Genomic DNA, 25,849 nt, shown 5'->3' on the forward strand with positions numbered 1-25,849 from the left:
CCTCTTCCCTCATCACTCGAATTCGATGCCGAGTGCGTCGAGATATCCCAATTGTTCGGCATCCAACAGCTCCGGCGTCAACCGCCGCAACGGATGAAGCAGTTCCATGCCCACTACCACCGACTCAGAGATTTCGAGAATTGCGTTGAGCTGAGCCTCACGGACTCGCCCATCCGGCTCGACCGAAGCCATGATCGCGAGCAATCGAACGACCGTATCAGCCTCTTCCTGATCGAAGAGACGCGCCCAGTCGCTTGCATTATCAGCGCCGGCCTCTCGTTCATCAAGGGCTTCGGCCAAGATTCGCCTGGCCAGCCCGACAAGGTGCTCGGCGCCGACAGCCATCACAACCCCGGGAACTCTATAGGCCATGGGATGTGCGTTGCATTCGCCGCGGCCGGATTGAAGTTCGGGCTGTTCGGATTGTGCACCTGATGATGAAACAAGTTGCCGGCCTCGTCCTGAAACTGATGCCCGATGCGTATCCTGTACGTCTCGCCCATTGCCGAGTTGGATCCAGGTGGTGCCGTTCCGTCCGGACCGTGAATCCGAAGACGAACCGTCTTACCTGCATCATTCGTCCACTTGAACTCAAGGCCATACTGTGACCCACCGTTGGAATGCGGCGTCAGTTCCCGCATATGAGCATCGTCGGGAACGATGCTCATCGGATCCTTCCCTCTCAGGTCGTATCCACCACAGTTATGGACCAGCACCGGTGTGGTGCCGGCGAGCACATAGTACGTGTGGGTGTTGGCGATGGTGAGGTCGTGGACGGTGGGGTGGGTCGGCAGGGGGGTGGCGGCGACGACGGCCAGAGGCTTGCCGGTGGGGGTTCTGAGGTGGTCGGCGGGGGTGAGGTCTTCGGCGCGGACCCAGGTTTGGTCCTTGGTGTCCCAGAAGAGGTGGTGTTCGGTGGCGAGGATGACGGCGGTGTGGTCGCCCTTCTTGCCGTCGGTGTCGACGGTGATCTGGACGAGGGCGAGGTAGGCGACGCCGGAGAAGGCGGCCAGGACGGGCTGGTGGGCCGTCTTGCCGGTCAGCGGGTCGGTGGCCAGGACCTTCTCGCCGGGCTTGATCTTCTCGATGGCCTTGGCGGAGCCGTCGGCGAGCTTGACCATCGTGCCGGCGACGAAGCTGTTGCACCCGCGCGGAGATCCGGATCCGGCGCGCGGCCTGCCTCCCGCCTTGGCCGCCGCCTTGCCCGCCGCGCCCTCGGCGGCGTCCGCACCGGCGCCGCCGGCCTTGCCGAGGGCGGCTCGGGCCTTGCCGGCCGCCTTGCCGACCGCTCCGGCGACGACCTTGCCCGCGGCGGTGGTGGCCAGCTTGCCCAGGGCCGCCGAGGCGGCCTTGCCCGCGAAGCCACCGGCCGCTCCGCTGATGGCGCCGACGGCCGCGGCCTTGAAGGCGCCGCCCGCGCTCCACTGGTCCCGGGGGGTCGAGACCAGGTAGCCGGCCAGGTTTCCCGCGGCTCCGCCCGCGGCCGCGCAGCCGACGCTCCCGACCCCGCCCGTGGCGACCTCGCAGCCGACGGTGACGACGACCGTGACGGCGACGTTGACGATCGTGGCCTTGTGCTGGTCCCAGAAGTTCTTCGCCTTGCAGCCGAAGCTGAAGGTGCCGCAGTGGCGCGGGGCACTCGGTGCCGGCGGCGGCGGACCGCCGCTATCCCTCTTGCCACCGCCACCGCCGCAGTTCTTCCCGGCGTAGTAGCAGTCCTGGTTTCCGGTCAGCGGGCCGTCGAGGCCGGTGGGGTCGCTGATCGTGACGGGGTTGTTGCCCGCGTAGGCGTAGCCGTTCCAGCTTTGCGGATCGCCGCTGTCGAAGACCGGGTCGACGGAGATGAACCGGCCGGTCTCGGCGTCGTACTCGCGGGCGCCGAGGTGGGTGAGGTCGGTGGCCTCGTCGATGATGCCGCCGACGAAGCCCCGCTGGCCGGGCCAGTACGACGGCGGCGTGCCGCGCTGGCGGCCGAAGGGGTCGAAGCGCCGGCGCGTGGGCGTCTGGGCGGCGTCGTCGGAGACCGAGACGTCGGTGGTGCCGTGGTGGTCGCCGGCGAGCCAGGTGAGGCCCTTGCCGTTGGTGCGGGCGGCGACGACCTGGCCGCCGTGGCTGTAGTAGCGGGTCGCGCTCTTGGATCCGGTGGTCCTGTCCAGCCGGATCTCGGTGTCTCCGAGGTAGAGGGTGGTCGCGGCCGGGTCGCGGCGGATCAGCCGTTCGCCGTCGGCGTCGTAGACGTAGGTGCTGACGCCCGACGGGTCGATGGACTTGGCCAGGGAACCTTCGACGTCCCATTCGAGGGTGCGGCCGGAGCCGCGTTCGGTGGTGTTGCCGGCGGCGTCGTAGGCGTAGGCGTCGCTCTGGCCGTCGCGTTCCCCGCCCTGGTAGGCGACCGAGGTCAGGGTGTGCGGCCGGGGCTTGCCGGTCCCGGCGTAGGTGTAGGTCTTGGTGAGGTCGCCGCCGGTCCGGTGGTCGACCTCCTTGGTGCGCTGGCCGAGCCGGTCGTAGGCGAAGGACTGCCAGTACGGAGCGGGTCCGCCGATCACGTCGGCCGACGGCGCCGCCGCGCAGTCGCCGGCCTGGGTCCAGGCCTCGGTCAGGCGCTGCAGGTGGTCCTGGATGAAGCACTGCACGTCGGGCGTCTGACCGGACGGGGTGTCGGCGATCTTGGTGATGTTGCCGGACTCGTCGTACTTGTAGTTGGTGTCGGCCACCGAGATCGGGGAGGTCTCGCGCTCGAACAGCGAACGGGTGAGCCGCCCGGTGCCCTCCTCGTAGAAGTTGGTCTCCTTCAGCCGCTTGCCGCCGCTGGACAGCGTCAGGTCCAGCAGGTCGCCGAGCTTGGAATAGGTGCTGGCGGTGACGTACGGGGTCAGGCCGCGCGTGGTGGTGGGGTTGCCGAGCTCGTCGTAGTCGTAGAGCATCGTCTCCCCGGGCAGCCCGCCGGCCGCGGGCAGCGTCGTGCGGTGGACGGTGCCGTCGAGGTTGTAGTCGCTGGTGGCGGTGTAGGTGCCGGCCAGGGCGCCCTCGGCTGCGGGGATGGTCGTCTGGGTCTCCAGCGGCCGGTAGGCGTCGTCCAAGCGGGTGACGGCCGTGGTGTAGAGGTCCGTCGCGCCCGTGGTGGCGTTCTTGACGTACCGGGTCGAGGACGTCGGCTGGCCCTTGACGACGGTGCCGTCCGGCAGAGTGTCGTACTTCCACTCGGCGAGCTTGGTTCCGCTCGCCGAGGTGCCCTCGTACTCGGCGGTCTTGCGGCCGAGGGCGTCGTAGGTGAAGGACAGGCTCTTGCCGCGGGCGTCGGTGACGCTTCGCAGCCAGTCGGTCCGGTCGTCGTAGGCCAGCGTGGAGGGGCCCTTGTCGGGGTCGTCGAGCTGGACGAGGCGGCCGAGCAGGTCGTAGTGGTAGCTCCAGGTGTTGCCTTCGGCGTCCTTGACGGTCGCGGGCTGCCCGGTCGGGGTGTAGGTGTAGCGGGTGGCGTCGTAGTCCCCGCTGGGGCCGTCTCCCTTGTACTGCCGCAGCTCGACCAGCCGGCCGTCGGCGTCGGTGATCCGGGTGATCGGCGTGGACCCCTTGGGCGGGTCGACGCTCACCCGGTCTCCGCCGTAGGTGGTCGTGGTGCGCCACTGCTCGGCGCCGCGCTTGCGGAAGATCTGCGCGGTGGGCCACTCCATGCCGTTGTAGAGCGTGACGTCCTGCCCGGGGACGTCGTTGTCACTGGCCGGGGTCCACAGGGTGGTGCCGGGCGAGCCTTCGGCGTAGTACTCGTGGTTGCTCTTGCCGACCAGGCCGCGGGTGTCGTAGAGGGTGTCCTCGACGACCCGGCCGCCGCCCGGCGCGGGCTGCTGGGTCTGCCGGTGGCGCAGCAGGCCGTCGTAGAGGGCGTAGCCGGTGGTGTAGGTCGCGCCGTCGTTGCGGAGGGTCGAGGTGGACACCGAGGTCGGCCCGTCCGTGCGGATCAGGTAGCCGAACCTCATGTTCGGGGTGGCCGCGTAGGAGGACCGGGCGCGGCCGGGCAGCCACACGCCGGTGAGCCGGCCCAGCGGGTCGTAGGCCAGGTCGGTGCGCTTGCCGTTGACGTCGACGGTGGCCACGGGCAGGCCCCAGGCCGGCTCGAGGTCGGTCCTGGTGACGTGGCGAGCCGGGTCGGTCTCCTGCTTGACGGTGACCAGGCCCGTCGCCGGGGTGTAGGCGGTGGTCGTGGTGCCGCCGGAGGCGTCGGTGACCACCAGCGGCCGGCCGTAGACGTCGAAGGTGCTGGTGCCGACGGTGACGTACTGCGGCCCGCCGTTCCAGGAGCCGAGCTTCTCGGTCCTTGTGACGTCGCCCTTGGCGGGCGTGGCGCCGAGCGCCTTGCCGTCGTAGTACTTGCGCACGTCGGAGAGCACGTCGCCGGGCCGGTCGGGCGTCGCGCCGCACGCTTTGGCGACGGACTCCACGCGGGACGCGTAGGAGATCAGCCAATTGGCGTCGTCGCGGGCGGTGTAGGTGGTGCGGGTGCACTGGTCGTCGCCCGCGGTGGACTCATCGCCCAGGTCGTCCACCTGGGTGGGCAGGCCGTCGGCGTTGTAGGCGGTGCCGGTCGAGGTGTACCGCCAGCCGCCGGACGCCAGCGCCGTGCGGACGCGTTCCTGGTTCTCGCGCACCATGGTCGCGGTCGTCGTCCCCCAGGAGCGCACCCGCTTGGCGGTCTGCTTCACCCAGTAGCCGGTGACGGTGCCGCTCATGGCGGGGCCGCCGGGGCCGTCGTAGTGGATCTCCTCGCGGACCCGTCCCTGCAGGGCGTCAGCGTCGTCCAGCGGCGGGCCCTCGGAGGCGGTGACCTTCACGTCGCGGGTGCCGCCGCCGGGCAGCTCGTCGCCGTCCATGCCGCGGAAGTAGGTGGTCTCCGACTGCGAGAGCTGTTCGGGGGCCTCGCCGTGGGTGACGCGCACCTTGCCGTAGCCGCGCCACTGCGACCAGGTCTTGTACTTCTCCTTGGTGAGGCCGTCGTCGTCATCGTGGTGCCAGGCGCCGCCGCCGAGGTACTCGTAGCTCGTCACCTCGTCGGGTGCTCCGCCGGTGCGGTCGATCGCGCGCACCTGGGTGACGACGTACTTGTGGAACCAGTCGAGCTTGGGAGTGGTGGCGCCCTCCGGCGACCAGTACTGGGGGTAGCACCGCCGGGTGTTGGTCCCGATGTCGGGTTTGTCGCTCGCGACGCAGTCCTCGTCGGAGTAGGCGATCGACAGGGAGCCGCCCGTCTCGTTGTCGATCGCCGAGACGCGCCACTTGGTCAGCGGCGGGCGTCCCTCGAGGGCGTCCACGCGGTTGGGCTTCTGGACGCCCTCGAACCGCACCGACGGGAGCGCGGCCGAGCCGCCGACCTTGCCGGTGTGCTCGATGCCGGCCAGCCACAGGGTGGGGGCGGTGCCGTCCCCCGGGGGGCGCATCTCCTGGTCCAGCGTCCAGACGTCGACGTCCTTGTAGGTGCTGCCCGAGACCAGGACCTGCGTGGTCACCGAGGTCAGCCGCTTGCGCGACCAGAAGGTCGGCGAGTAGTCGTCCAGGCACTTCTCGCCGGAGTCGCACTTCTGGTCGTAGGGGACGTCCGGCCAGTACTTGGCGTTGTCCTTGGTGAACTTGGCGGCCGCGCAGTCGAAGGTCGACGTCGGGACGCATCGCTCATCGACCTTGAACGAGACCCGCGCGGGCGCCGAGGAGGAGAAGATCGCGTCGGCGCGCTGGCCGTAGTCGATGCGGCTGAGGTAGCCGCCGCGGTCGTAGGAGGTCGGGGTGCCGTTGGGCACGCCGTCGGTGAGCGTGGTGACGTCGCGCCGGTAGTAGTTGCCCTCCTTGCCGTACCAGAAGGTGCTGACCGTGCCGTGCGGGTCCACGACGTAGTCCAGGTTCCACCGCCATGCCTGGCGGCACCAGGAGTCGGAGAAACCGCCGTCCTTGTGGCAGGGCTCGCCGTCGTCGTCGCCGTAGACCGGCACGGTCCAGGTCGAGTCGGTCTCGGTCTTGCCGGTGCTCCAGCCGGGCAGATGGTTCAGGCCGAAGTAGTACCGCGTGCCGTCGGGGGTGGTGACCTTCCAGTGCTCGCCGTCGTTGTCGCCGTTGTCGGCGCCGGTGAGCCGCTGGACCTTGGTGCCGTCGTCGTCCTTGGGCTGCCAGGTTCCGGTCGCGTCGTCCAGGACGAGTTCGGTGGCCTGGCCGTTCAGCGACAGGGTGGCGTTGTGGTCGCCCCAGCACTGGTCGTTGCGCTTGGGCGTGACGCCGTCGTCGGCGCACGGCTTGTACCGGCGCTCGACGAAGCCGGGCCAGTAGTCGAAGCCCTCGCCGATCCAGGACGCCTGGTTGTTGGTGGCGACGGTGCGCCCGTCGATGCCGCCCGAGGAGTAGGCGAAGGCGAGGTTCGGGGTCGGCCCGCCGGGCGTCGGGGGCAGGCGCAGGGGGTAGCTCCAGGCGAACGCGCCGCTCTGCTCGCTGACGTCCCACGTCGCCGACGGCGACAGCGAGGTCGCCTCGTAGGTGCCCGCCGAGCCCGACGGCGCGGCCACCGCCGCGAGCGTCATCGTCGAGGCCGAGGAGAGGTCCACGTCGGCGGCCAGCCGGCCCGTCGTGACGTCGTTGCGGGTCGGCAGCGGCGTCCGGGTCTGGCACTCGGGACGGTCGGGGGTGGTGGCGGCGCAGTCGGGCAGGCGTACCAGGCGCAGCCGCGAACCCCAGTCGCCGCCGTAGGCGTACCGGAAGCCCGAGTAGTCGACCTCCACCGCCATGCGGGACCGGCCGGCGGGCGCGGCCTGGGGGGTCAGTCGCAGGCCCAGGCCGGTGATCTGGGACCGGGCGGCGGCCTGGGCGTCCAGCACCCGCACCTGGACGGCGGGGATTGAACCGGCGGACGGCGTGGGCGACGGCTTCCCGCTCCCGGCGGCGGCCGCGTCGGGCTTCTCCCCGGACGTGCCGTCGGACCTCTGCGCGGACGTGCCGTCGGACTTGTCCGCGGAGAGGCCGTCGGGCGCGGCCGGGGCGCCGGCGGAGGCCGGTGGGCCGATCCAGACCGGAAGCGTCCCGGCCCGCACCTTGGCCGGCGCCGCCGTGGCCCGGCTCCTGTCCTGGTCCGTGGGCTGGTCCGTGGGCTGGTTCGCGGCCCGGTCCACGGCGGTGGTCGCCCGTGCCGGGTCGGCCACCGCCGTGCCCGGCCGGGGCCAGGACACCGGCGGGGCGTCCTTGAGGTCGTAACGCGCGCCGGGGTCGGCGTGTGCGGGCCTGGCCTTGCCCTCACGGCCGGGCACCGGTGACTGCTCCTGGGCCTGGTGCCACCCCGGGCCGCCGGCCGCCCGCACGTCCGGCGCGGCGACGGCCAGCGTGGCGGGCACCACGACCGCGAGCACTCCTGCGACCCGAACCCAGCCTCGCCACTCAGCGAGCACGACTACCTCCGGAGGAACGTGGTGAACGTCGATGGACGAGCACGGGCAGGCCGCTCAGGGGACGGGCAAGCCGTCAGGGAACGGGCAGGCCGCTCACGGGGACGGGCGGGCCGCTCAGCCGTCCTCGGGCGGGCCCTGGGCGAGGTCGGCGATCTCGGCGCCGGTGAGCACTCCGGTGTAGACGCGGACGTCGTCGATGTCGCCGGTGAAGTAGTCGACGTAGGCGCCCTTGTACTTGACCCGGCCGATCTGCAGCCCGCCGCCGGCGTGCCAGCCGGTCGAGGGCCGGAAGTCGGACAGGTACCCGTTGACGTAGAGCCGGATCTGCTTGGCGACCTCGTCGTACACCCCGGTCAGATGCGTCCAGGAGTTGGTCGCCGAGCAGTCGACCGGGTCGGCGGACTTGGCGACCGTCATCTTCTCGCCGTCGGTGTCGTCGCTCGGGGTGGAGAACCCCCACCGGGGCACCTGGACGCCGTTCTCGGTGTAGACGCGGTAGCTGAGGTAGAAGGCGCTGTTCCTGCTGCCGTCCTGGCCGACGGCGGTCATGACGTGGTCGGGCATCGCGCAGGTGTCGTCGCCGTTGAGGCGCACCCGGGCCGCCACGGTGAAGCCGTGGTCGGTGCGCACGGGGGCCGAGGCGGTGGAGGCGTACGCGGTGGTGCCGTTGAGGCTCAGCACGGCCGAGCCGTCGAGTCCGTCGTCGGACCAGCCGGCGCCGCCCTTGAGCGTCGCGGTCCTGCCGTTGCCGGAGGCGTCGGCGGCCGTGGCGCCGGTCCCCTCGTCGAGGTTCCACCGGCCCGCCTCGACCGGGGGCCGCTTGGCCATGGCGGCGATCTCGTTGCCGAGGTCGAGGTCGGTGGCGGTCTGCGGGTCGTCGGACAGGATGCGGTCCCAGACGCGCACCTCGTCGAGGTCGCCGGGGAAGTACTCGGTGAGGTTGCCGTTCCACTTCACCCGCCCGATCTGCAGCGGGCCGCCGGCGTCCCACGGCGTCGCGGTGTACGCGCCGGGGGCGGACTGGCGGGTGCCGTTGACGTACAGCCGGAGCTGCCTGGCCGGAGCGTCGTACACCCCGACGAGGTGGGTCCAGACGCCCAGTTGCGGCTCGGCGTCACCGACGGCCCGGGTGATCGTGGGATCGTCCCCGTCGGTGTCGTGCCTGTTGAAGATCCACCGCTTGTAGGAGGAGGAGTAGTAGAGCGAGAAACCGGAGGCGCGCAGGCCGGACTGGCTCACCACCGTGGCGTTCTTGGCGGTGGAGGTCAGGCGGGCCCACGCCGAGACGCTGAATCCCCGGTCGGTGCGCACCACGGGCCCGCTCGTCGCGCCGTAGCCGCTCGTCCCGTCGAGGCGCAGGGCTCCCCGCACCCGGCCGCCCGTCCAGCCGGCGCCGCCGCCCAGAGCCACCCCGTGCGGGGCGGTGCCGGAGTCGGCGGCCGTGGCGCCGGAGGTCTCGTCCAGGGCCCACCGCCCGACGGAGTCCGCGCCCGCGTTGACGTAGAAGGTGTAGGCGGCCGGAGTGGTGCCGACGTTGCCGGCCTTGTCCACCGGCCACACCCACAGGGTGTTCACCCAGTTGTGCCGGGGGGCGATGGACACCTGCACCGAGGTCTGCCCGGCCGGCAGGTTGACCTGGGTCGCGGCGGTGCCGGTGCTCGCGTCGTCCAGGGCGTACCGGAAGCCGCTCACGTCGGTCTCGCCGTCGCCGGGCGCGAAGGTGAAGGCGCCCGCCAGGCCGACCCCGCCCCGCCAGTCGTCGGTGGTGCCGGCCGGGTAGTCGGCCGAGGTGACCTTCGGCAACTGCTCGGGCCGCACGTTGTCGACCGTGAACTCGCACCAGGGGCTCCACGCGCTGCCGTCCGTGCCGTCGTAGGCCCGCACCTTGTAGGAGTAGGTCTCGCCGTCGGCCAGGCCGGTGAGGACGACCGAGTGGTCGGTCGCCTGCGTGGTGTAGGCGTAGGCGGTCCTGCCGCCGCCGGGCAGCGAGGCGGTGATGCTCTCCCAGGCCGCGGTCCCGGAGTTGTAGTGGTTCATCTCGAACTCGGCGCGGACGCCGTCGTTGGCCTTGTCCGGGTCGTAGATCCTCGCGATGAGCTTGATCGGGTGCTGGGGGTCGCCGCCGTTGAGGTAGGGGCGGCTCGCCCCCGTGACGCACGGCGCGGCGGGGTAGGTGCTCACTCCCGTGGGCACGGACGGCGGGGTGTTGTAGTCGATGACCAGCTTCGGCGAGGCGCTGAAGCCCTTCCAGCCCCACACGCTGCCGGCGCCGTCGTCGTAGTCCCTCAGCCCGAACGTGGTGTTCGCCCAGCCGCCCTTGGCCGCCGCGACGACCGTGCTCGTGACGTCGAACTCGATGCCCTTGTCCGGGCAGGAGGAGCTGTAGCCGGCGTCGGAGGCCACGCTGCCCAGGTGGTCCTTCCAGGACGGCTGGTGGCTCCACGTCGTGGACGTGGAGATCGAGCCGGTCAGCCACAACTGCACGACCTGGGGATCGGAGGTGCATCCCCACGACTTGTTCTGGGTGATGCGGAAGGTCCCCTTCAGGATGTGCTTGCCGTTGACGTTGTCGGAGTCCATCCGGAAGAACGACCGCTTGACCCCGCTGCCGTAGTAGCCGACCTCCGGGCTGTGGGTGGAGTCCCAGTACGACTGGGACGGGTAGGACTTGTCGACGTAGGTCCAGTGCTGCTTGCCGCCCGACCACTGCGGGTCGATGTACACCGGGTAGGTCGTGCCGGGGCCGGTCAGCAGGGCGCGGTCCGGTGTGAGGGCGACGCGGTCCGCGGCGACCTCGACGCCCATCACGGCCTGCCTGTTCTGGCGTTCCGGCCCCAGCGCGAGCGTCGGCCGCAGGGTCGCGCCCGAGGAGTCCCACATCCGCGGCGCGGGCGAGTGGAAGACCTCCGTGCCCGCGTCGGTCACGGCGCTGAGGCCGCCGCTCGCGGTCCCGCGCACCGCCAGGCCCTTCGCCCGCATCCCGAAGGCGATCTTGGCCAGACCCGGGTCGGCCGCGGCCTCCCTGTTCTTGACCACCAGGACCTCGGAGAACCCCAGCACCGACGCGGTGACCTTCAGGTCCACGCCGGGGAGCACGGAGCCGTACGTCGCGGTGTCCCCCTGGAGCACCGGCTTCGGTAACCTCCCCGGCCAGGTCATGGCGACCGAGCGGCCGTCCTGGCCGATGGAGGCCAGCGGAGCCGTCCCGCCACCGGAGAAGGCCAGGTCCAGCGGGGTCGCCGTGGTGCGCACGGTGCCGTCGGCGGCGAAGGTCAAGGTCGTGTCGACCTCCGCCCAGCCTCCGCCCCGGCGTACCCGCTCGGGCAGGGCCGAGGTCTCGGAGGTGAACGTGCCGTCCGGGTTGGCGAAAACCTGGCGGGTCTCCGTGCGCGCGGCGAGCGCCTCGACGCGCCTGCCGTCGCTCCGCGCCCGCGTCAGCGCGTCCTGCTCGGTCCAGGCGGGCGGGTCGGCGGTGGCCGCCGCCGCGGGCGCCGCGGCGTGGACGGCTCCGCCGGCCACCAGCGATCCGGTCGTCAGCGACACGGCCACGGCCAGGACGATCGCGTGGGGGAAGCGGCGCATCAAGTCTCCAGACAATCGCCTTGACCGCGTTCACAGGAAGCTCTGAAAAACAAGGGGGTGCCGTCTCGGAGAGGCGGCACCGAGCCGGTTATGATCGGCTGCCGAATTCGTTTCACGAATGAACGCACAGGAGACGGCCGTCCCCGGTGCGCGCATCACCGACGGAGAGACGCCGGTGATGATCAGGCCCCCCGTCGGCCTCCGAGTGTCCTCGGGTTCCGGCGGCTGGAGAACCACCTTTCCATCTGCCTGGAAAAGCGGAGGTGGCGCGAGTGCTGAGGATCCATTTCACCAGCGAGGACCTGGCTCGCACGACGATCGCGCCGGGCCCCGACCCCTTGTGGGAGGCGCTGCTCAGCCTTTACCGGTTGCGCAACTCCGGCGGCGGGGTGTTCTTCTCGGAATGGCGCAGGCAGGTGCGGCCGAACCTTCCCGCCTCGACCCATCTGCTGTCCGACCTGGCGCCCCCGAAGGGGTACTCCGCCGATTTCATGACCCCCACCCGGCACATGACCTCCATCAGGGACGGCGTGGAGGCGGTGCGGAGCACCCCGCGCGCCCGATTACGCGACGACATCGCCGAACTGGCCCGGCGCCACCCGGGGCGTCCCTTGCGCGCGTGGATGAAGGGGCTGGCGGACGGCGCGGCCGGGGAGCTCGCCAGGGTGGCCGACGCCATCGACCGGTACTTCGAGGTCTCCCTCGGCCCGTACTGGGCGCACGTCCGGGCCCAGGTCGACCACGACCGCGTCCGCAGGTCGCGCACGCTGGCCGCGGAAGGCTGGGAGTCGGTCTTCGCCACGCTGCATCCGTCGGCGCGCTGGAGCTACCCGGTGCTCGAACTGGACTTCCCCGCCGACCACGACATCCACCTGGGCGGGCGCGGGCTGCTGCTGCAACCGGCGTTCTTCTGCTGGGGACCCCCCACGACCCTGCTGGACACCAGCCTGCCGCCGCGGCTGGTGTACCCGATCGAGCACCAGCTCGGCTGGGCGGGCGGCGGCCTCGAGCCCGCGCGTGATCTCGCTCTGCCCGCACTGCTCGGGCGCACCAGGGCCGGCGTGCTGCGGGCCGTGGCCGAGGGCGAGTGCACGACCACCGAACTGGCCCTGCGCCTGCGCATGCCGCCGCCCACCGCCAGCCGCCAGGCGGCCATCCTCCGCGACGCCGGCCTGATCACCACGCGGCGCCACCACCAGGCCGTCATCCACGCCCTCACGCCGCTCGGTGTGAGCCTGCTCGCCGGCAGGTCGTCCGCGCCGTCGCCGTAAGCTCGCTGGTGACGACAGGAGGAACAGAAGATGCAGGATGGCGAGATCCTCGCGAAGATCAAGGGTCTTATCGCGGAGGAGCACGATCTGCGCTCGCGGGTGAGCACCGGAGAGGTCTCCTCCGACGAGGAGCACGGCCGGGTCCGCGAGCTTGAGGCGGCCCTGGACCAGTGCTGGGACCTGCTGCGCCAGCGCAAGGCGCGCAGGGAGTTCGGCGAGGACCCGGACTTCTCCAGCCCGCGCCCGGTCAGCGAGGTGGAGAACTACCAGCAGTAGCCCGGCCGTGAGCGCGCCGCCACGGTCTCATCTCGTGGCGGCCGCGCGCCGGCCCTTGGGCGCGCACGGCCCGCTTCTCGTGGGCGCGTGCGACGGCCCGACTCACCACAGGCGGGTACGGCCGCCGGTCGGCGTGCGTACGGCCGGCGCCGAGGTCGGCAAAGAAAGCCTGGTCGTAGCCTCGGGGCTTTTTGCTCGCATTTTCGACACTGAGTCCCTTTTGCACGCTGTAATCGGACTACGGGACGACTTCGGAAGGACGATCGCAGGGACCGTGCGGCGAGGAGGCGGGCTGGTGATCTACACACGGGAAGCCCCGGCTCCGGCGAGCAAGGTGGCCCGCAAGGGCCGGCTGCTTCTCGGCTGGGCCACCTCCACCGATCACAAGGTGATCGGCAACATGTACCTCATCGCGTCGTTCGGGTTCTTCGTCCTCGCCGGGATCATGGCCATGGTCATCCGGGCCGAGCTGGCCCGGCCCGGCATGCAGTTCGTCACCAACAAGCAGTACAACGAGATGTTCACGATGCACGGCACGCTGATGCTGCTGCTGTTCGCCACTCCCCTGTTCGCCGGCTTCGCCAACGCCGTCATGCCGCTGCAGATCGGCGCGCCGGACGTGGCCTTCCCCCGGCTCAACATGTTCAGCTTCTGGCTGTTCCTGTTCGGCGGGCTGATCGTGACCGCCGGGTTCTTCACCGCGAGCGGCGCGGCGGACTTCGGCTGGACGGCCTACACGCCGCTGTCGCGCTCGACCTACTCGCCCGACGTGGGCAAGGACCTGTGGGTGATGGGGCTGGTGATGTCCGGCCTCGGGACCATCCTCGGCGCGGTCAACTTCATCACCACCATCATCTGCATGCGCGCCCCCGGCATGACCATGTTCCGGATGCCGATCTTCACCTGGAACACCCTGCTGACCAGCATGCTGGTGCTGATGGCCTTCCCGGTGCTGGCCGCCGCGCTGCTGGCCCTGGAGGCCGACCGCAGTCTGGGCAGTCACATCTTCGACCCCGAGACCGGCGGCGTGCTGCTGTGGCAGCACCTGTTCTGGTTCTTCGGCCATCCCGAGGTGTACATCATCGCGCTGCCGTTCTTCGGCATCATCACCGAGGTGCTGCCGGTGTTCAGCCGCAAGCCGGTGTTCGGCTATATCGGCCTGGTCGGGGCGACCATCGCCATCGCGGGCCTGTCGATGACGGTGTGGGCGCACCACATGTTCGTCACCGGCCGCGTCCTGCTGCCGTTCTTCTCGTTCATGAGCTTCCTCATCGCGGTGCCGACCGGCGTGAAGTTCTTCAACTGGGTGGGCACGATGTGGCGCGGCCATCTCACCTTCCCGACGCCGATGATGTTCGCCGTCGGATTCCTGGTGACATTCCTGTTCGGCGGCCTGACCGGGGTCATCCTCGCCTCACCCCCGCTGGACTTCCAGGTGAGCGACACCTACTTCGTGGTCGCCCACTTCCACTACGTGGTCTTCGGCACGGTGGTCTTCGCGATGTTCGCCGGGTTCTACTTCTGGTGGCCGAAGTTCACCGGGAGGATGCTCAACGACACCCTCGGCAAGTGGCACTTCTGGACGCTGTTCATCGGCTTCCACACCACCTTCCTCGTGCAGCACTGGCTCGGCGCGCAGGGCATGCCGCGCCGGTACGCCGACTACGCCAGGACCGAGGGCTTCGAGGTGGGCAACATGATCTCCTCGCTCGGCGCGTTCCTGCTGGGCGCCTCGACGCTGCCCTTCCTGTTCAACATCTGGTACACCTGGCGGCACGGCGAGAAGGTCACCGTCGATGACCCGTGGGGCTTCGGCAACTCGCTGGAGTGGGCGACCTCCTGCCCGCCGCCGCGGCACAACTTCACCAGCATCCCGCCGATACGCTCCGAACGCCCGGCGTTCGACATCCACTACTCCCACCTGCCGCTGAAGATCCAGCGGGCGGGCCGATCGCAGGAGTGAGCGGCCCTCACCCGGCCCACGGCTCACACGGCTCACACGGCCAGGAGGCGGTGCACCTCCTCCTCGCGGAGCTCCTCGGCCGTCCCCGCGCGCACGACGTGCCCGGCGTCCAGGATGAGGAAGCGGTCGGCCAGCCGCAGCGCGAGGTCCAGGTACTGCTCGACGAGCAGCACCGCCAGCCCCGACCGGTGCAGCCCCTCGATGGCCTCCTCGATCTCCAGGATGATGGACGGCTGGATGCCCTCGGTCGGCTCGTCCAGGATCAGCAGCTTGGGCCGGGTCACCAGCGCCCGCGCCATCGCGAGCTGCTGCTGCTGGCCGCCGGACAGGAAGCCCGCCCGCTTCTTCAGCAACGGCTTCAACCGGGGGAAGACCTCGAGGGCCTCCTCGATCGCCCCCGGGTCCCTGTGCGTGGACGCCTCCACCGTCACCATCAGGTTGCCCAGCACGCTGAGCTGCGGGAAGGTCTCGTGCCCCTGCGGGACGTAACCGAGGCCGAGCCGCACCCGCTCGTCCGGCCGCAGCCGGGTGACGTCCCGCCCCTCGAAGGTGACCGTCCCCGCGGTGGCGGGCAGAACGCCCATGACGGTGTTGAGCAGGGTGGTCTTGCCCACCCCGTTGCGGCCCATGACGCACACCAGGCGGCCGGGCTCCACCTCGAAGGACACCTCGAACAGCACCCGCGCCCTGCCGTAGCCCGCTGACAAGCCCTGTACCGACAGCATCACTTCACCTCTCCGGCGGTGGCGGCGGCCGCGCCCGTGGATCTCTCCTCGGCCCTGCCCAGATAGACCTCCTGTACACGGGGATCGGCCCTCACCTGGTCGACCGAGCCCTCGACGAGCACCTTGCCCTCGTGCAGGACGGTCACCTGGGAGGCGTACCGCCGCAGGAAGTCCATGTCGTGCTCGATCACGACCACCGTGTGGTCCCTGGCGATCTCGGTGAGCAGCTCGCCGGTGCGCAGGCGCTCCTCCGCCGACATGCCGGCGACCGGCTCGTCCAGCAGCAGCAGCCGGGGCCGCTGGGCGATGAGCATGCCGATCTCCAGCCACTGCCGCTGGCCGTGCGACAGCACCCCGGCGGGGCGGTCGGCGAGCAGGTCGAGCCCGGTGGTCTCCATCGCCGCGGCCACCGCCTCGCTCACCCCGCGCCTGCGGCGGGCCAGCGACCACAGCGGCCTGCGGAACGACGCCGCCAGGTCGAGGTTCTCCACCACCGTCAGCTCCTCGAACACCACCGAGGTCTGGAAGGTGCGCCCGACGCCCGACCGGACGATCTCGTGCTCCTTGCGGCCGACCAGGTCGGCGCCCTCGAACCGCACCGAGCCCGAGGCGGGCCTGGTCAGGCCGGTGATGACGTCGACCAGCGTGGTCTTGCCCGCCCCGTTCGGGCCGATGAGGAAGCGCAGCTCCCCCTGCTCGACGGTCAGGTCGACCCCGTCCAGCGCGCGGAACCCGTCGAAGACCACCGACAGCCCGCGCACCTCCAGCAGTGCCCCGCTCATGCCCTCGGCTCCGGTACCTCGATCAACGGCGTGCTGACGTCGTGTTTCGCGGCGGTCGCGCCCGGCGGGCCGCCGTCCGGCACGGTCCGGCGCGGCAACCGGGCGGCCAGCAGGGTCCGCGCGGAGGCGGCCAGGCCGAACACGCCCTTGGGCGCCAGGCTGATCACCAGGATGAACAGCGCTCCCTGCAGGTAGAGCCAGCCGTCGGCGAACTCCTCGCTGAAGGCCGTCTTGGCGTATCCCATCAGCACCGCGCCCAGCACCGCCCCGGCCAGGGAGAACCGGCCGCCGACCGCCACGGCGACCACCAGCTCCAGCGAGGGCACCACGCCGAGCAGGGCGGGCGAGATGATGCCGACGACCGGCACGAACAGCGCCCCGGCCAGCCCCGCCATGCCCGCCGACACCGCGAAGGTGACGGTCTTGACGGTGGCGGGGTTGTAGCCGAGGAACCGCACGCGGTCCTCGCCGTCCCTGACCGCGACCAGCAGCCGGCCGAACCGGCTGCGCACGAGTTGCCAGGCCAGCAGGTACAGCACGCCGAGGACCGCCGCCACCACCAGGTACAGCCCGCGCTGCGTCTGGTCGGCCGCCAGGTCCTGGCCGAACAGGTCGAAGAAGTTGGTCAGGCCGTTGGTGCCGCCGGTCAGCCCCTGCTGCCCGACCAGCAGGATCACCGTGGCGGCGGCCAGCGCCTGCGTCAGGATCGCGAAGTAGGCGCCGCGGACCCGCTGCCGGAACACCAGCGCGCCGAGCAGCACGGCCAGCAGCACCGGCCCGGCGACGGCGAAGGCGATGGCGAACAGCGGGTTCTCGAACGGCGCCCACAACGCGGGCAGCTTCTCCACCCCGCTCCACACCATGAAGTCCGGCAGGTCGCCGCCCGCGTCGTGCAGCTTGAGGTACATGCCCATCGCGTAGCCGCCGAGCCCGAAGAACACCCCCTGGCCCAGGGTGAGCATGCCGCCCTGCCCCCAGGCCAGGCCGATGCCGAGCGCGACGATGCCGAAGCAGAGGTACTTGGCCAGCAGCCCCAAGCGGAACGGCTCCAGCAGCATCGGAGCGACCACCAGGGCCAGCACGGCGACCAGCGTGAACACCGCCGGGCCCCGGAGCCGGTCGCGCCACGACCCGCCGCGGCCGGGCGGCGCGAGCGGCACGACGTTCCGCGCGGTCGCCGTCATGTGAGCGCCCTCCGAATCCGCCGGACGCCCGTCCGGGGGGACGTCCCTGGTCTGCGCGGGGTGGCAGCCGTCATGTGAGCGCCCTCGCTCTCAGCACGAACAGTCCCTGCGGGCGCACCTGCAGGAACCCGATGATCACCACCAGGACGATGACCTTGGCCAGGCTCGCGTTGGTCCAGAACTCGGCGTAGGAGTTCAGCAGGCCCAGGGCGACGGCCGCGATCACCGCGCCGCGCAGCTGCCCGAGGCCGCCGGCGACCACGACGAGGAACGCGTCCACGATGTAGTAGGTCCCGAGCGCCGGGCCGACCGGGCCGATCAGCGTGAGCGCCACCCCGGCGATGCCCGCCAGGCCGGAGCCGATGAAGAACGTGCGCTGGTCCACCCGCCCGGTGTTGATGCCGCTCACCGCGGCGAGCTGCCGGTTCTGCATGACCGCCTGCATGCGCCGCCCCTGCGAGGTGCGGTTCATGTACGCCCAGATCGCCACGACGCTGCCGACGGCCAGGGCGAAGATGAACAGCCGGTTGTAGGGCAGGATGCCGATGCCGCCCTGCAGCCACGCCGGCGCCTGCACCTGGACGTTGGGCGCGCCGAACAGGTCGCGGGCGAGCTGCTGCAGGACCAGGCTGACGCCCCAGGTCAGCAGCAGGGTGTCCAGGGGGCGGCCGTAGAAGTGCCTGATGGCCAGCCGCTCCAGGATCAGGCCCATGACCCCGGCCACGGCGAACGCGACCGGCAGCGCGACCAGCACCGCCTGCCGTCCCGCCCAGTCCTGCAGAAGGTAGGCGGTGTACGCGCCCGCCATGATGAACTCGCCGTGCGCCATGTTGATGACGCCCATCTGGCCGAACGTGAACGTCAGGCCGAGTGCGATGAGCAGCAGCACGGCCGCGATCGACAGGCCGATGGGCAGCTGGTTGACTATGGCCTCCATCCGGGGCTCACCTCCCTTGCCTTCCCCGCCGGTTCCGCGTGCCGCCGAGCGGCCGTCTCGCTGTCACTGATGGGTGCTCCTCGCACAGCCGTGTCCTTGGCGTGTCCGGTCACGGGCACCTGGCCCGGTGTCCCGTCGGGGGCCGGGCGGGGACCGCTCCCCGCCCGGCCGTGCCGTCCATGGCGATCAGGTGAGGCCGCCGGCCCAGGAGTAGGTCTTCAGATACGGGTCGGGCTTGATCGGCTTGCCGGAGTTCCAGACCTCCTTGATCTGGCCGTCCGGCTCCACGACGCCGATGCGCGCCGTCTTGTACATGTGCTGGTTCTCGCCGTCGATGGTGACCGCGCCCTCGGGCCGGTCCAGCGTGATGCCGCCCGCGGCCTTCTTCACGGCCTCGACCTCGGTCGTCCCGGCCTTCTTGACCGCCTCGGCCCACAGGTAGACCGAGTTGTAGCCGGCCTCCATCGGGTCGGAGGTCACCCGGTCGGCGCCGTACTTGGCCTTGAACGCCGCCACGAACTTGGCGTTGGCCGGGTTGTCGGTGGTCTGGTAGTAGTTCCAGGCGACGAGGTGGCCGGCGATGTTGTCCACGCCGATGCCCTTGACCTCCTCCTCGGCGACGCTGACCGACATGACGGGCATGGCGTCGGCGCCCACCCCGGCGCTCTTCAGCTGCTTGAAGAAGGCGACGTTGCTGTCGCCGTTCAGCGTGTTGAACACCGCGTCCGGCTTCGCCTGGACGACCTTGTTCACGAGCGTGCTGTATTCGGTGTGCCCAAGCGGGGTGTACTCCTCGCCGAGGACCTGCATTCCGTTCGCCGCCGCGTACGCCTTGATAATCTTGTTCGCGGTGCGCGGGAAAACGTAGTCGCTGCCGACCAGGAAGATCTTCTTCTTTCCCTTTTCCTTGAGGTAGTCAAGGCCCGGGACGATCTGCTGGTTGGTGGTGGCGCCGGTGTAGAAGATGTACGGCGAGCTCTCCAGCCCCTCGTACTGCACGGGATACCACAGCAGGGCCTTGCGCTTTTCGAAAACGGGGAGCATGGCCTTGCGGCTGGCCGAGGTCCAGCCGCCGAACACGGTGGCGACCTTGTCCTGCGCGATCAGCTTGGTGGCCTTCTCGGCGAAGGTCGGCCAGTCGGACGCGCCGTCCTCGACGACGGGCACCAACTGCTTGCCCAGTACGCCGCCGGCCTTGTTGATCTCCTCGACGGCCAGCAGCTCGGAGTCACGGACGGTGACCTCGCTGATCGCCATGGTGCCGCTGAGCGAGTGCAGGAGGCCCACCTTGATGGTGTCGCTCCCGCCCGACGCGGCGGTGCCGCCCGTGGTCGTCGATGGCTGACCACCGCAGGCCGCGAGCCCGGTTGCCAGGACCGCCGCGGCGGCCCCGATGCGCCAAGCTGAATTCCGCAATTACTCCTCCTTGCCGATACCGGCCCCCGCACCGACCCGTCTGCCGCCAAGGTGATCGAGTCACGTTTCCCGTGAACGTCGCGATTGTTAATTGCCGTTTACCGGCTCTTCACCGGGTCAACGCGAAGGGACTGTAAGGCGCGGCCGTATTGGCCGTTCCGGTGCCGGCCGTTTAGGGTCGGATGGGTACGCCGTGGCCGACCCTCTTCGCCGTGAAATGGGCTTCTGAATCGCCGGACGGGTGAATACGCGGGCGCCGTCGCGTCCGACACGGACCGGAAATGCGGGCGACACGTCACCGAAACGACGGTTGCCTAGGGTCCGGCCATGCGGCTCACCCCACACGAACAGGAACGCCTGCTCATCCACGTCGCGGCGGGCGTCGCGCGCGACCGTCAGGCCCGGGGTCTGCGCCTGAACCATCCCGAGGCCACCGCGATCATCGCCTCGTTCCTGCTCGAGGGCGCGCGGGACGGCCGCACCGTCGCCGACCTGATGGATGCGGGCCGCAAGGTGCTGCGCCGCGAGGACGTCATGGAAGGGATCCCCGAGATGCTCGAATCGGTCCAGATCGAGGCGACCTTCCCCGACGGCACCAAGCTCGTCACCGTCCACCGGCCGATCCTGTGACGCCCGGCCCGATGACGCCCGGAGAGATGACGCCCGGAGAGATCGTCCACGCCGAGGAGCCCATCCCGCTCAACCCCGGGCGCGAGCGTCTGGTGCTGCGCGTGGTGAACACCGCCGACCGGCCGGTCCAGGTGGGGTCGCACTACCACTTCGCCGCCGCCAACCCCGGTCTCGGCTTCGACCGGGAGGCGGCCTGGGGGATGCGGCTGGACGTGCCCGCCGGCACCGCGGTCAGGTTCGAGCCGGGCATCGAGCGGGACGTGACGCTCGTGCCGATCGCCGGGCGGCGCGTCGTCCCGGGTCTGCGCCCCGAGTGGGCCGGCCCGCTGGACGCCCGCACGGCGCACCCGGACGCCGGCACGGGCCGCCAAGGCCCGTCCGAGCCGGGCGCCCGCACGAGCGAGGGAGAGTCCGATGACTGAGCCGCGGCCCTCAATCGAGCGCTCCCGGTACTCCGCGCTGTACGGCCCGACGACCGGCGACCGCATCCGGCTGGCGGACACCGACCTGTTCGTCGAGATCTCCGACGACCTGTCCCAGGGACGCCAGGGCGCCGGCGACGAGGTGGTCTTCGGCGGCGGCAAGGTGATCCGCGAGTCCATGGGCCAGGCCAGGACGACACGCGCCGAGGGCGCCCCCGACCTGGTGATCACCGGGGCGGTCATCCTGGACCACTGGGGCGTGGTCAAGGCCGACATCGGGGTCAGGGACGGGCGCATCGTCGCCATCGGCAAGGCGGGGAACCCCGACACCATGGACGGCGTCCACCCCGACCTGGTGATCGGCCCCTCCACCGAGATCCTGGCGGGCAACGGCAGGATCATCACCGCCGGGGCGGTCGACTCGCACGTCCACCTCATCTGCCCGCAGATCGTGGACGAGGCGCTCGCCGCCGGGGTGACCACCGTCATCGGCGGCGGCACCGGTCCGGCCGAGGGCACCAAGGCGACCACCGTCACCGGCACGTGGTACCTGGCCCGGATGCTGGAGTCGATGGACGGCATGCCGGTCAACGTGGCGCTGCTCGGCAAGGGCAACACCGTCAGCGAGGAAGGGCTGCTGGAACAGCTCAGGGCCGGCGCCTCGGGGTTCAAGCTGCACGAAGACTGGGGGACGACGCCGTCGGCCATCGACGCGTGCCTGCGGGTCGCGGACGCCACCGGCGTGCAGGTCGCCATCCACACCGACACGCTGAACGAGGCCGGGTTCGTGGAGTCGACGCTGGGCGCGATCGGCGGCCGCGGGATCCACGCCTACCACACCGAGGGCGCGGGCGGCGGGCACGCGCCCGACATCATCCGCGTCGCGGCGCACGCGAACGTGCTGCCGTCCTCGACGAACCCGACGCGCCCGCACACCGTCAACACCCTCGACGAGCACCTCGACATGCTCATGGTCTGCCACCATCTCAACCCGTCCGTGCCGGAGGACCTTGCCTTCGCCGAGTCGCGCATCCGGCCGACGACGATGGCCGCCGAGGACGTCCTGCACGACATCGGGGCCATCTCCATGATCGGGTCCGACTCGCAGGCGATGGGACGGGTGGGCGAGACGATCATCCGTACCTGGCAGACCGCGCACGTGATGAAGCGGCGCAGGGGGCCGCTGCCCGGCGACGGCCGTGCCGACAACCTGCGCGCTCAGCGCTATGTGGCGAAATATACGATCTGCCCGGCCATCGCCCACGGGCTGGACGCGCACGTCGGCTCGGTCGAGGTCGGCAAGCTCGCCGACCTGGTGCTGTGGGAGCCGGCGTTCTTCGGGGTCAAGCCGCAGCTCGTCGTCAAGGGCGGCGTCATCGCCTACGCGCAGATGGGCGACGCCAACGCCTCCATCCCCACCCCCCAGCCCGTCATGCCGCGGCCGATGTTCGGCGCCGCACCGGTCACCGCCGCGGCCACGTCCCTGCACTTCGTCGCGCCGCTCGCCATCGAGGGCGGCCTGGCGGACCGGCTGCGGGTGAACCGGCGGCTGGCGCCGGTCGCCGACGTGCGCACGCGCCGAAAGGAGTCCATGCCGCTGAACGACGCGCTCCCCGACATCGAGGTGGACCCCGACACCTTCGCGGTCCGCGTCGAGGGGGAGCTCATCGAGCCGGCCCCGGCCGTGGAGCTTCCCATGGCCCAGCGCTACTTCCTGTTCTGACCGGGCTCTGGTCATGGACGCGGCGCTGCTGCTTCTCGCCGACTCCCGGCTCCCGGCCGGTGGCCACGGCCACTCCGGGGGCGCGGAGCAGGCGGTACGTATCGGGGCGATCACCGGCCCGGAGGAACTGGCGCGGTTCCTCCGTGGCCGGCTCGCCACCTCGGGCCTGGTGGCCGCCGCTCTCTCCGCCGCCGCCTGCGCCCTCGCGACCCCGACCGACGTCGCCGACGACGAGCGGGCGTGGCGGGAGCTGGACGCGGAGGCCGACGCCCGTACGGCCTCGCCCGCGCAGCGCAACGCGGCGCGCACCCAGGGCAGGCTGCTGCTGCGAAGCGCCCGCCGCATCTGGCCCTCCGCCGTCCTGGACACCCTCGCGCGCGCCGTCCCCGACGGCGCCCACCACCCGATCGCGCTCGGCGCGGTGGCCGCCGCCGCCGGCTGCTCGCCCCACGACGCGGCGCTGGCCGCCGCGTACACCTCGATCACCGGACCGGCCACCGCGGCCGTCCGGCTGCTCGGGCTCGACCCCGTCGTCGTGCACCGGGTGCTCGCCGGCCTCGTGCCGGACCTGTCCGGCGTCGCCCGCACGGCCGCCGCACAGGCGGCCCCGGCGCACGCCCCGGGCCCGGCCGGCGAGGCCGTCTCCCGCACCGCGTGGGAAGGCCTTCCCGCGCACGCCGCTCCCGCACTCGACCTGCTGGCCGAACAGCACCTACGCACGGAGGTACGGCTCTTTGTCAGCTAACCACGAGGACCGTCACCCGTCCTCTGACCCCCACGGAAGGGCGCTGCGCCTCGGCGTCGGCGGCCCGGTAGGAAGCGGCAAGACGGCGCTGGTCGCCGCGCTGTGCCGCACGCTCGGCCCGGTGCTGCGGCTGGGCGTGGTCACCAACGACATCTACACCACCGAGGACGCCGACTTCCTGCGCAGGGCCGGCGTCCTGGACCCCGAGCGCATCGTGGCCGTGCAGACCGGCTGCTGCCCGCACACCGCGATCCGCGACGACATCGCCGCCAACATCGACGCCGTCGAGACCCTGGAGGAACGCCACGGACCGCTGGACCTGGTGATCGTCGAGAGCGGCGGCGACAATCTGACCGCCACCTTCAGCCGGGGACTCGCCGACCAGCAGATCTTCGTGCTCGACGTGTCGGGCGGGGACAAGGTGCCGCGCAAAGGCGGCCCCGGCGTCACCTCGGCCGACCTGCTGGTGGTCAACAAGACCGACCTGGCGAAACACGTGGGAGCCGATCTGACCGTGATGTCCAGGGACGCGGCGGCCGTCCGCGACGGCAAACCGGTGCTGTTCACCTCGATCAGGGAGGTGCCGGAGGTGTACGCCGTGGCCGAATGGGTGCACGGGGTGGTCCAGTCGTGGTCGCACGCCCGCTCCCACCCCCACGGCCCCGCCGTCCCCGCTCCGAACGCCTGACCCACCCGCCCATGCACGAGACCACCCACCCCGTCCTGCGCCCACAGCCCCCGGGCACCGGCCACCACGACCCGGGCGCCCGGCCACCCGACGCCGGGCGGCAGCGGCCCGCGCCGCCGACCCCGGCCGCCGACCGGCCAGGACCGGACGCGCGGCCACCGGCCGCCGATCGGCCGGAGCAGGACGCGCGGCCGCCGGTCACCGGTCACCGGCGGCCGCCCGGCGCCCGGGCGACCGCCGGGCGGCGCGGGTTCGAGGCGCGGGCGGCGGTGGGCACCGAGTCCTCCGGTGGGCGCACCGTGCTCGGGACGCTGCGCTCGGACCCGCCGCTGACCCTGCGGCAGACCGGGCCGGACACGGTTCACCTGGTCTCGACCGCCGCCGGGCCGCTCGGCGGCGACCGTCTCACGCTGGAGATCGACGTCGCCCCGGGAACGCGCCTCACCATCGCCTCGGTGGCGAGCACGCTCGTCCTGCCGGGGGACGGAGAGTCGGTCATGGTGGTGCGGGCCCGGGTCGGCGCGGGGGCGACGCTGGTGTACGCCCCGGAACCGACGGTCCTGGCGGCCGGATGCGACCATCGCATGATCGTCCGCCTGACCCTGGCGGAGGGCGCGTCGGTGTCGTGGCGCGAGGAGATCGCCTTCGGCCGGTACGGCGAGCCGCCGGGCCGCTGCCACGCCCGCTTCGACGCGACCATCGACGGCGTGCCTCTGCTCCGTCAGGACTTCGTGGTCGGGGACCCCGCCGCGGACGGCAGCCCCGCGGTGTACGGCGACGCCCGCTGCGTCGGCAACGTCCTGCTCACCGGCCCGGCCTTCGCCCGCCCGCAGGCCGCGACCGCCTCGCGGCCGGGCGAACCGGCCCTCACCCCGCCGGCCGCCGGTGCGGCCTCGTCCTCGTCCGGCGCGGAGCGGAGCGGCGCCGTGCTCGCCGAAGGCTGCGCCGTCCTCCCCCTCGCCGGGCCCGGGACGCTGATCTCCGCCCTCGCCCCCGACGCCCCCACCCTGCGCTCCCGCCTCACCTGGGGCGCCGCGCAGGCGACCGCGCCCTTCGAGGACGGTGACTGACGGACGCGTCCGACCAGGCCCCGGGCCCCGGGCCCCGGGAAGGGACATCGGGCGTCTTGGGCGAGGATCAGTCGTAGAAGCCCAGGCGGCGGAGCTGTTTGGGGTCGCGTTGCCAGTCTTTGGCCACCTTGATGCGCAGGTCGAGGTAGACGTGGGTGCCGAGGAGCGCTTCGATCTGCTTGCGGGCGCGGGTGCCGACGTCCTTGAGCCGGGCGCCCTTGGGGCCGATGACGATGGCCTTCTGGGACGGGCGCTCGACGAACATGTGGGCGTACACGTCGAGCAGGTCGTCGCGGCCCTCCCGCGGAGTCATCTCCTCGACGACGACGGCGATCGAGTGGGGAAGCTCGTCGCGGACGCCTTCGAGAGCCGCCTCGCGGATCAGCTCGCCGACCAGCACCTGCTCGGGCTCGTCGGTCAGCTGACCGTCCATGTAGAGCGGCGGGGAGTGCGGGAGGCGCTCGATCAGCAGGTCGCCCAGCACGTCGAGCTGCTCCCCCGACCGGGCGGACACCGGGACGATCTCGGCGAAGTCCGCCAGGCGCGAGACGTCGAGCAGACGGGAGGCGACCTGCTCGCGGGAGGCCAGGTCGCACTTGGTGACCACGGCGACCACGGGGGTCTTCTTGACGGCCGCGAGCTTCTCGGCGATGAACCGGTCGCCCTTGCCGATCTCCTCGTTGGCGGGCACGCAGAAGCCGATGACGTCGACCTCGGTCAGGGTGGACAGCACGAGGCTGTCGAGCCGCTCGCCGAGCAGGGTGCGGGGCCGGTGCAGGCCCGGCGTGTCGACGATGACGAGCTGGGCGGCGGGCCGGTTGACGATGCCGCGGATGGCGCGGCGGGTCGTCTGCGGCTTGGAGGAGGTGATCGCCACCTTCGCGCCGACCAGCGCATTCATCAGCGTCGACTTGCCGACGTTGGGCCTGCCGACGAAGCAGGCGAACCCGGCACGGAACTCAGCGGCTGAGGAACTCACGCCACCCATTGTCCCCGATCAGAGCGACCGCCCCTCCCCGCCAC

At 71.4% G+C, this 25,849-nt stretch carries 18 protein-coding genes; 9 read left to right on the forward strand and 9 right to left on the reverse strand.

All coding sequences use genetic code 11. The annotated features are described in order from the left end of the window. Nucleotides 1-12: 12 nt before the first annotated feature. The 3 genes from ACFQSB_RS01175 to ACFQSB_RS01185 all read right to left on the reverse strand — a co-directional run bounded on the left by ACFQSB_RS01175 (nt 13) and on the right by ACFQSB_RS01185 (nt 10,994). Nucleotides 13-345, reverse strand: a complete 333-nt coding sequence (locus ACFQSB_RS01175; protein WP_380823803.1) for a hypothetical protein — start codon at nt 343-345, stop codon at nt 13-15. After that, nucleotides 345-7,412 carry a polymorphic toxin type 30 domain-containing protein gene (locus tag ACFQSB_RS01180; protein ID WP_380823804.1) on the reverse strand — a complete coding sequence of 2,356 codons (7,068 nt, stop codon included), beginning with the start codon at nt 7,410-7,412 and terminating at the stop codon, nt 345-347. The genes ACFQSB_RS01175 and ACFQSB_RS01180 overlap by 1 nt, the downstream gene beginning before the upstream one ends. Before the next feature lie 114 nt (nt 7,413-7,526). Continuing rightward, nucleotides 7,527-10,994, reverse strand: coding sequence for a LamG-like jellyroll fold domain-containing protein (locus tag ACFQSB_RS01185; protein ID WP_380823805.1), 3,468 nt, complete (start codon nt 10,992-10,994; stop codon nt 7,527-7,529). Nucleotides 10,995-11,266: 272 nt separating this feature from the next. Here ACFQSB_RS01185 and ACFQSB_RS01190 point away from each other — a divergent pair, with 272 nt between their 5' ends. The 3 genes from ACFQSB_RS01190 (at nt 11,267) to ctaD (ending at nt 14,504) form a co-directional block, all read left to right on the forward strand. Further along, entirely contained in the window at nt 11,267-12,265 is a 999-nt protein-coding gene (locus tag ACFQSB_RS01190; protein WP_380823806.1) for an ArsR/SmtB family transcription factor, read from the forward strand. A gap of 30 nt (nt 12,266-12,295) precedes the next feature. Next, a complete protein-coding gene (locus ACFQSB_RS01195; RefSeq protein WP_354915251.1) occupies nt 12,296-12,541 on the forward strand; it encodes a DUF2630 family protein in 246 nt (81 codons plus the stop codon). A 334-nt stretch (nt 12,542-12,875) separates the two neighbouring features. Beyond that, on the forward strand, nt 12,876-14,504 hold the full coding sequence (gene ctaD / locus ACFQSB_RS01200) for an aa3-type cytochrome oxidase subunit I (protein WP_380824048.1): 1,629 nt from the start codon (nt 12,876-12,878) through the stop codon (nt 14,502-14,504). 32 nt (nt 14,505-14,536) lie between these two features. On the opposite strand, the gene urtE is transcribed toward ctaD, so the two are convergent. The 5 genes from urtE to urtA all read right to left on the reverse strand — a co-directional run bounded on the left by urtE (nt 14,537) and on the right by urtA (nt 19,548). Next, the gene (gene urtE / locus ACFQSB_RS01205; protein WP_380823807.1) at nt 14,537-15,229 is read right to left on the reverse strand and encodes an urea ABC transporter ATP-binding subunit UrtE; all 693 of its coding nucleotides are present in this window, start codon (nt 15,227-15,229) and stop codon (nt 14,537-14,539) included. Next, nucleotides 15,229-16,011 carry an urea ABC transporter ATP-binding protein UrtD gene (urtD, locus tag ACFQSB_RS01210; RefSeq protein ID WP_380823808.1) on the reverse strand — a complete coding sequence of 261 codons (783 nt, stop codon included), beginning with the start codon at nt 16,009-16,011 and terminating at the stop codon, nt 15,229-15,231. The genes urtE and urtD overlap by 1 nt, the downstream gene beginning before the upstream one ends. Then, a complete protein-coding gene (gene urtC / locus ACFQSB_RS01215) occupies nt 16,008-17,195 on the reverse strand; it encodes an urea ABC transporter permease subunit UrtC (protein WP_380823809.1) in 1,188 nt (395 codons plus the stop codon). Before urtC ends, urtD begins: the two co-directional genes overlap by 4 nt. Nucleotides 17,196-17,265: 70 nt before the next feature. Next, nucleotides 17,266-18,132 carry an urea ABC transporter permease subunit UrtB gene (gene urtB, locus ACFQSB_RS01220; RefSeq protein ID WP_380823810.1) on the reverse strand — a complete coding sequence of 289 codons (867 nt, stop codon included), beginning with the start codon at nt 18,130-18,132 and terminating at the stop codon, nt 17,266-17,268. 186 nt (nt 18,133-18,318) lie between these two features. After that, entirely contained in the window at nt 18,319-19,548 is a 1,230-nt protein-coding gene (gene urtA, locus ACFQSB_RS01225) for an urea ABC transporter substrate-binding protein (protein WP_354915269.1), read from the reverse strand. 327 nt (nt 19,549-19,875) lie between these two features. Here urtA and ACFQSB_RS01230 point away from each other — a divergent pair, with 327 nt between their 5' ends. From ACFQSB_RS01230 to ACFQSB_RS01255, 6 genes are read left to right on the forward strand one after another with little or no spacing between them, the layout of a single operon-like run. Then, nucleotides 19,876-20,178 (forward strand): urease subunit gamma, encoded by a 303-nt coding sequence (locus tag ACFQSB_RS01230; RefSeq protein ID WP_380823811.1) that lies wholly within the window; start codon nt 19,876-19,878, stop codon nt 20,176-20,178. Between the two features lie 11 nt (nt 20,179-20,189). Further along, the gene (locus tag ACFQSB_RS01235) at nt 20,190-20,600 is read left to right on the forward strand and encodes an urease subunit beta (protein WP_380823812.1); all 411 of its coding nucleotides are present in this window, start codon (nt 20,190-20,192) and stop codon (nt 20,598-20,600) included. Continuing rightward, entirely contained in the window at nt 20,593-22,323 is a 1,731-nt protein-coding gene (locus ACFQSB_RS01240; protein ID WP_354834951.1) for an urease subunit alpha, read from the forward strand. The genes ACFQSB_RS01235 and ACFQSB_RS01240 overlap by 8 nt, the downstream gene beginning before the upstream one ends. Nucleotides 22,324-22,336: 13 nt before the next feature. Then, a complete protein-coding gene (locus ACFQSB_RS01245; protein ID WP_380823813.1) occupies nt 22,337-23,068 on the forward strand; it encodes an urease accessory protein UreF in 732 nt (243 codons plus the stop codon). Further along, nucleotides 23,058-23,756, forward strand: a complete 699-nt coding sequence (gene ureG, locus ACFQSB_RS01250) for an urease accessory protein UreG (RefSeq protein ID WP_354834955.1) — start codon at nt 23,058-23,060, stop codon at nt 23,754-23,756. The genes ACFQSB_RS01245 and ureG overlap by 11 nt, the downstream gene beginning before the upstream one ends. An 11-nt stretch (nt 23,757-23,767) precedes the next feature. Beyond that, on the forward strand, nt 23,768-24,826 hold the full coding sequence (locus ACFQSB_RS01255) for an urease accessory protein UreD (RefSeq protein WP_380823814.1): 1,059 nt from the start codon (nt 23,768-23,770) through the stop codon (nt 24,824-24,826). A 67-nt stretch (nt 24,827-24,893) separates the two neighbouring features. Here ACFQSB_RS01255 and era read toward each other — a convergent pair whose 3' ends face one another. Further along, nucleotides 24,894-25,814, reverse strand: coding sequence for a GTPase Era (gene era / locus ACFQSB_RS01260; protein WP_380823815.1), 921 nt, complete (start codon nt 25,812-25,814; stop codon nt 24,894-24,896). Nucleotides 25,815-25,849 lie beyond the last annotated feature (35 nt).

It is taken from the genome of Sphaerisporangium rhizosphaerae (assembly GCF_042665155.1).
GTDB classification, from domain to species: Bacteria; Actinomycetota; Actinomycetes; order Streptosporangiales; family Streptosporangiaceae; genus Sphaerisporangium; species Sphaerisporangium rhizosphaerae.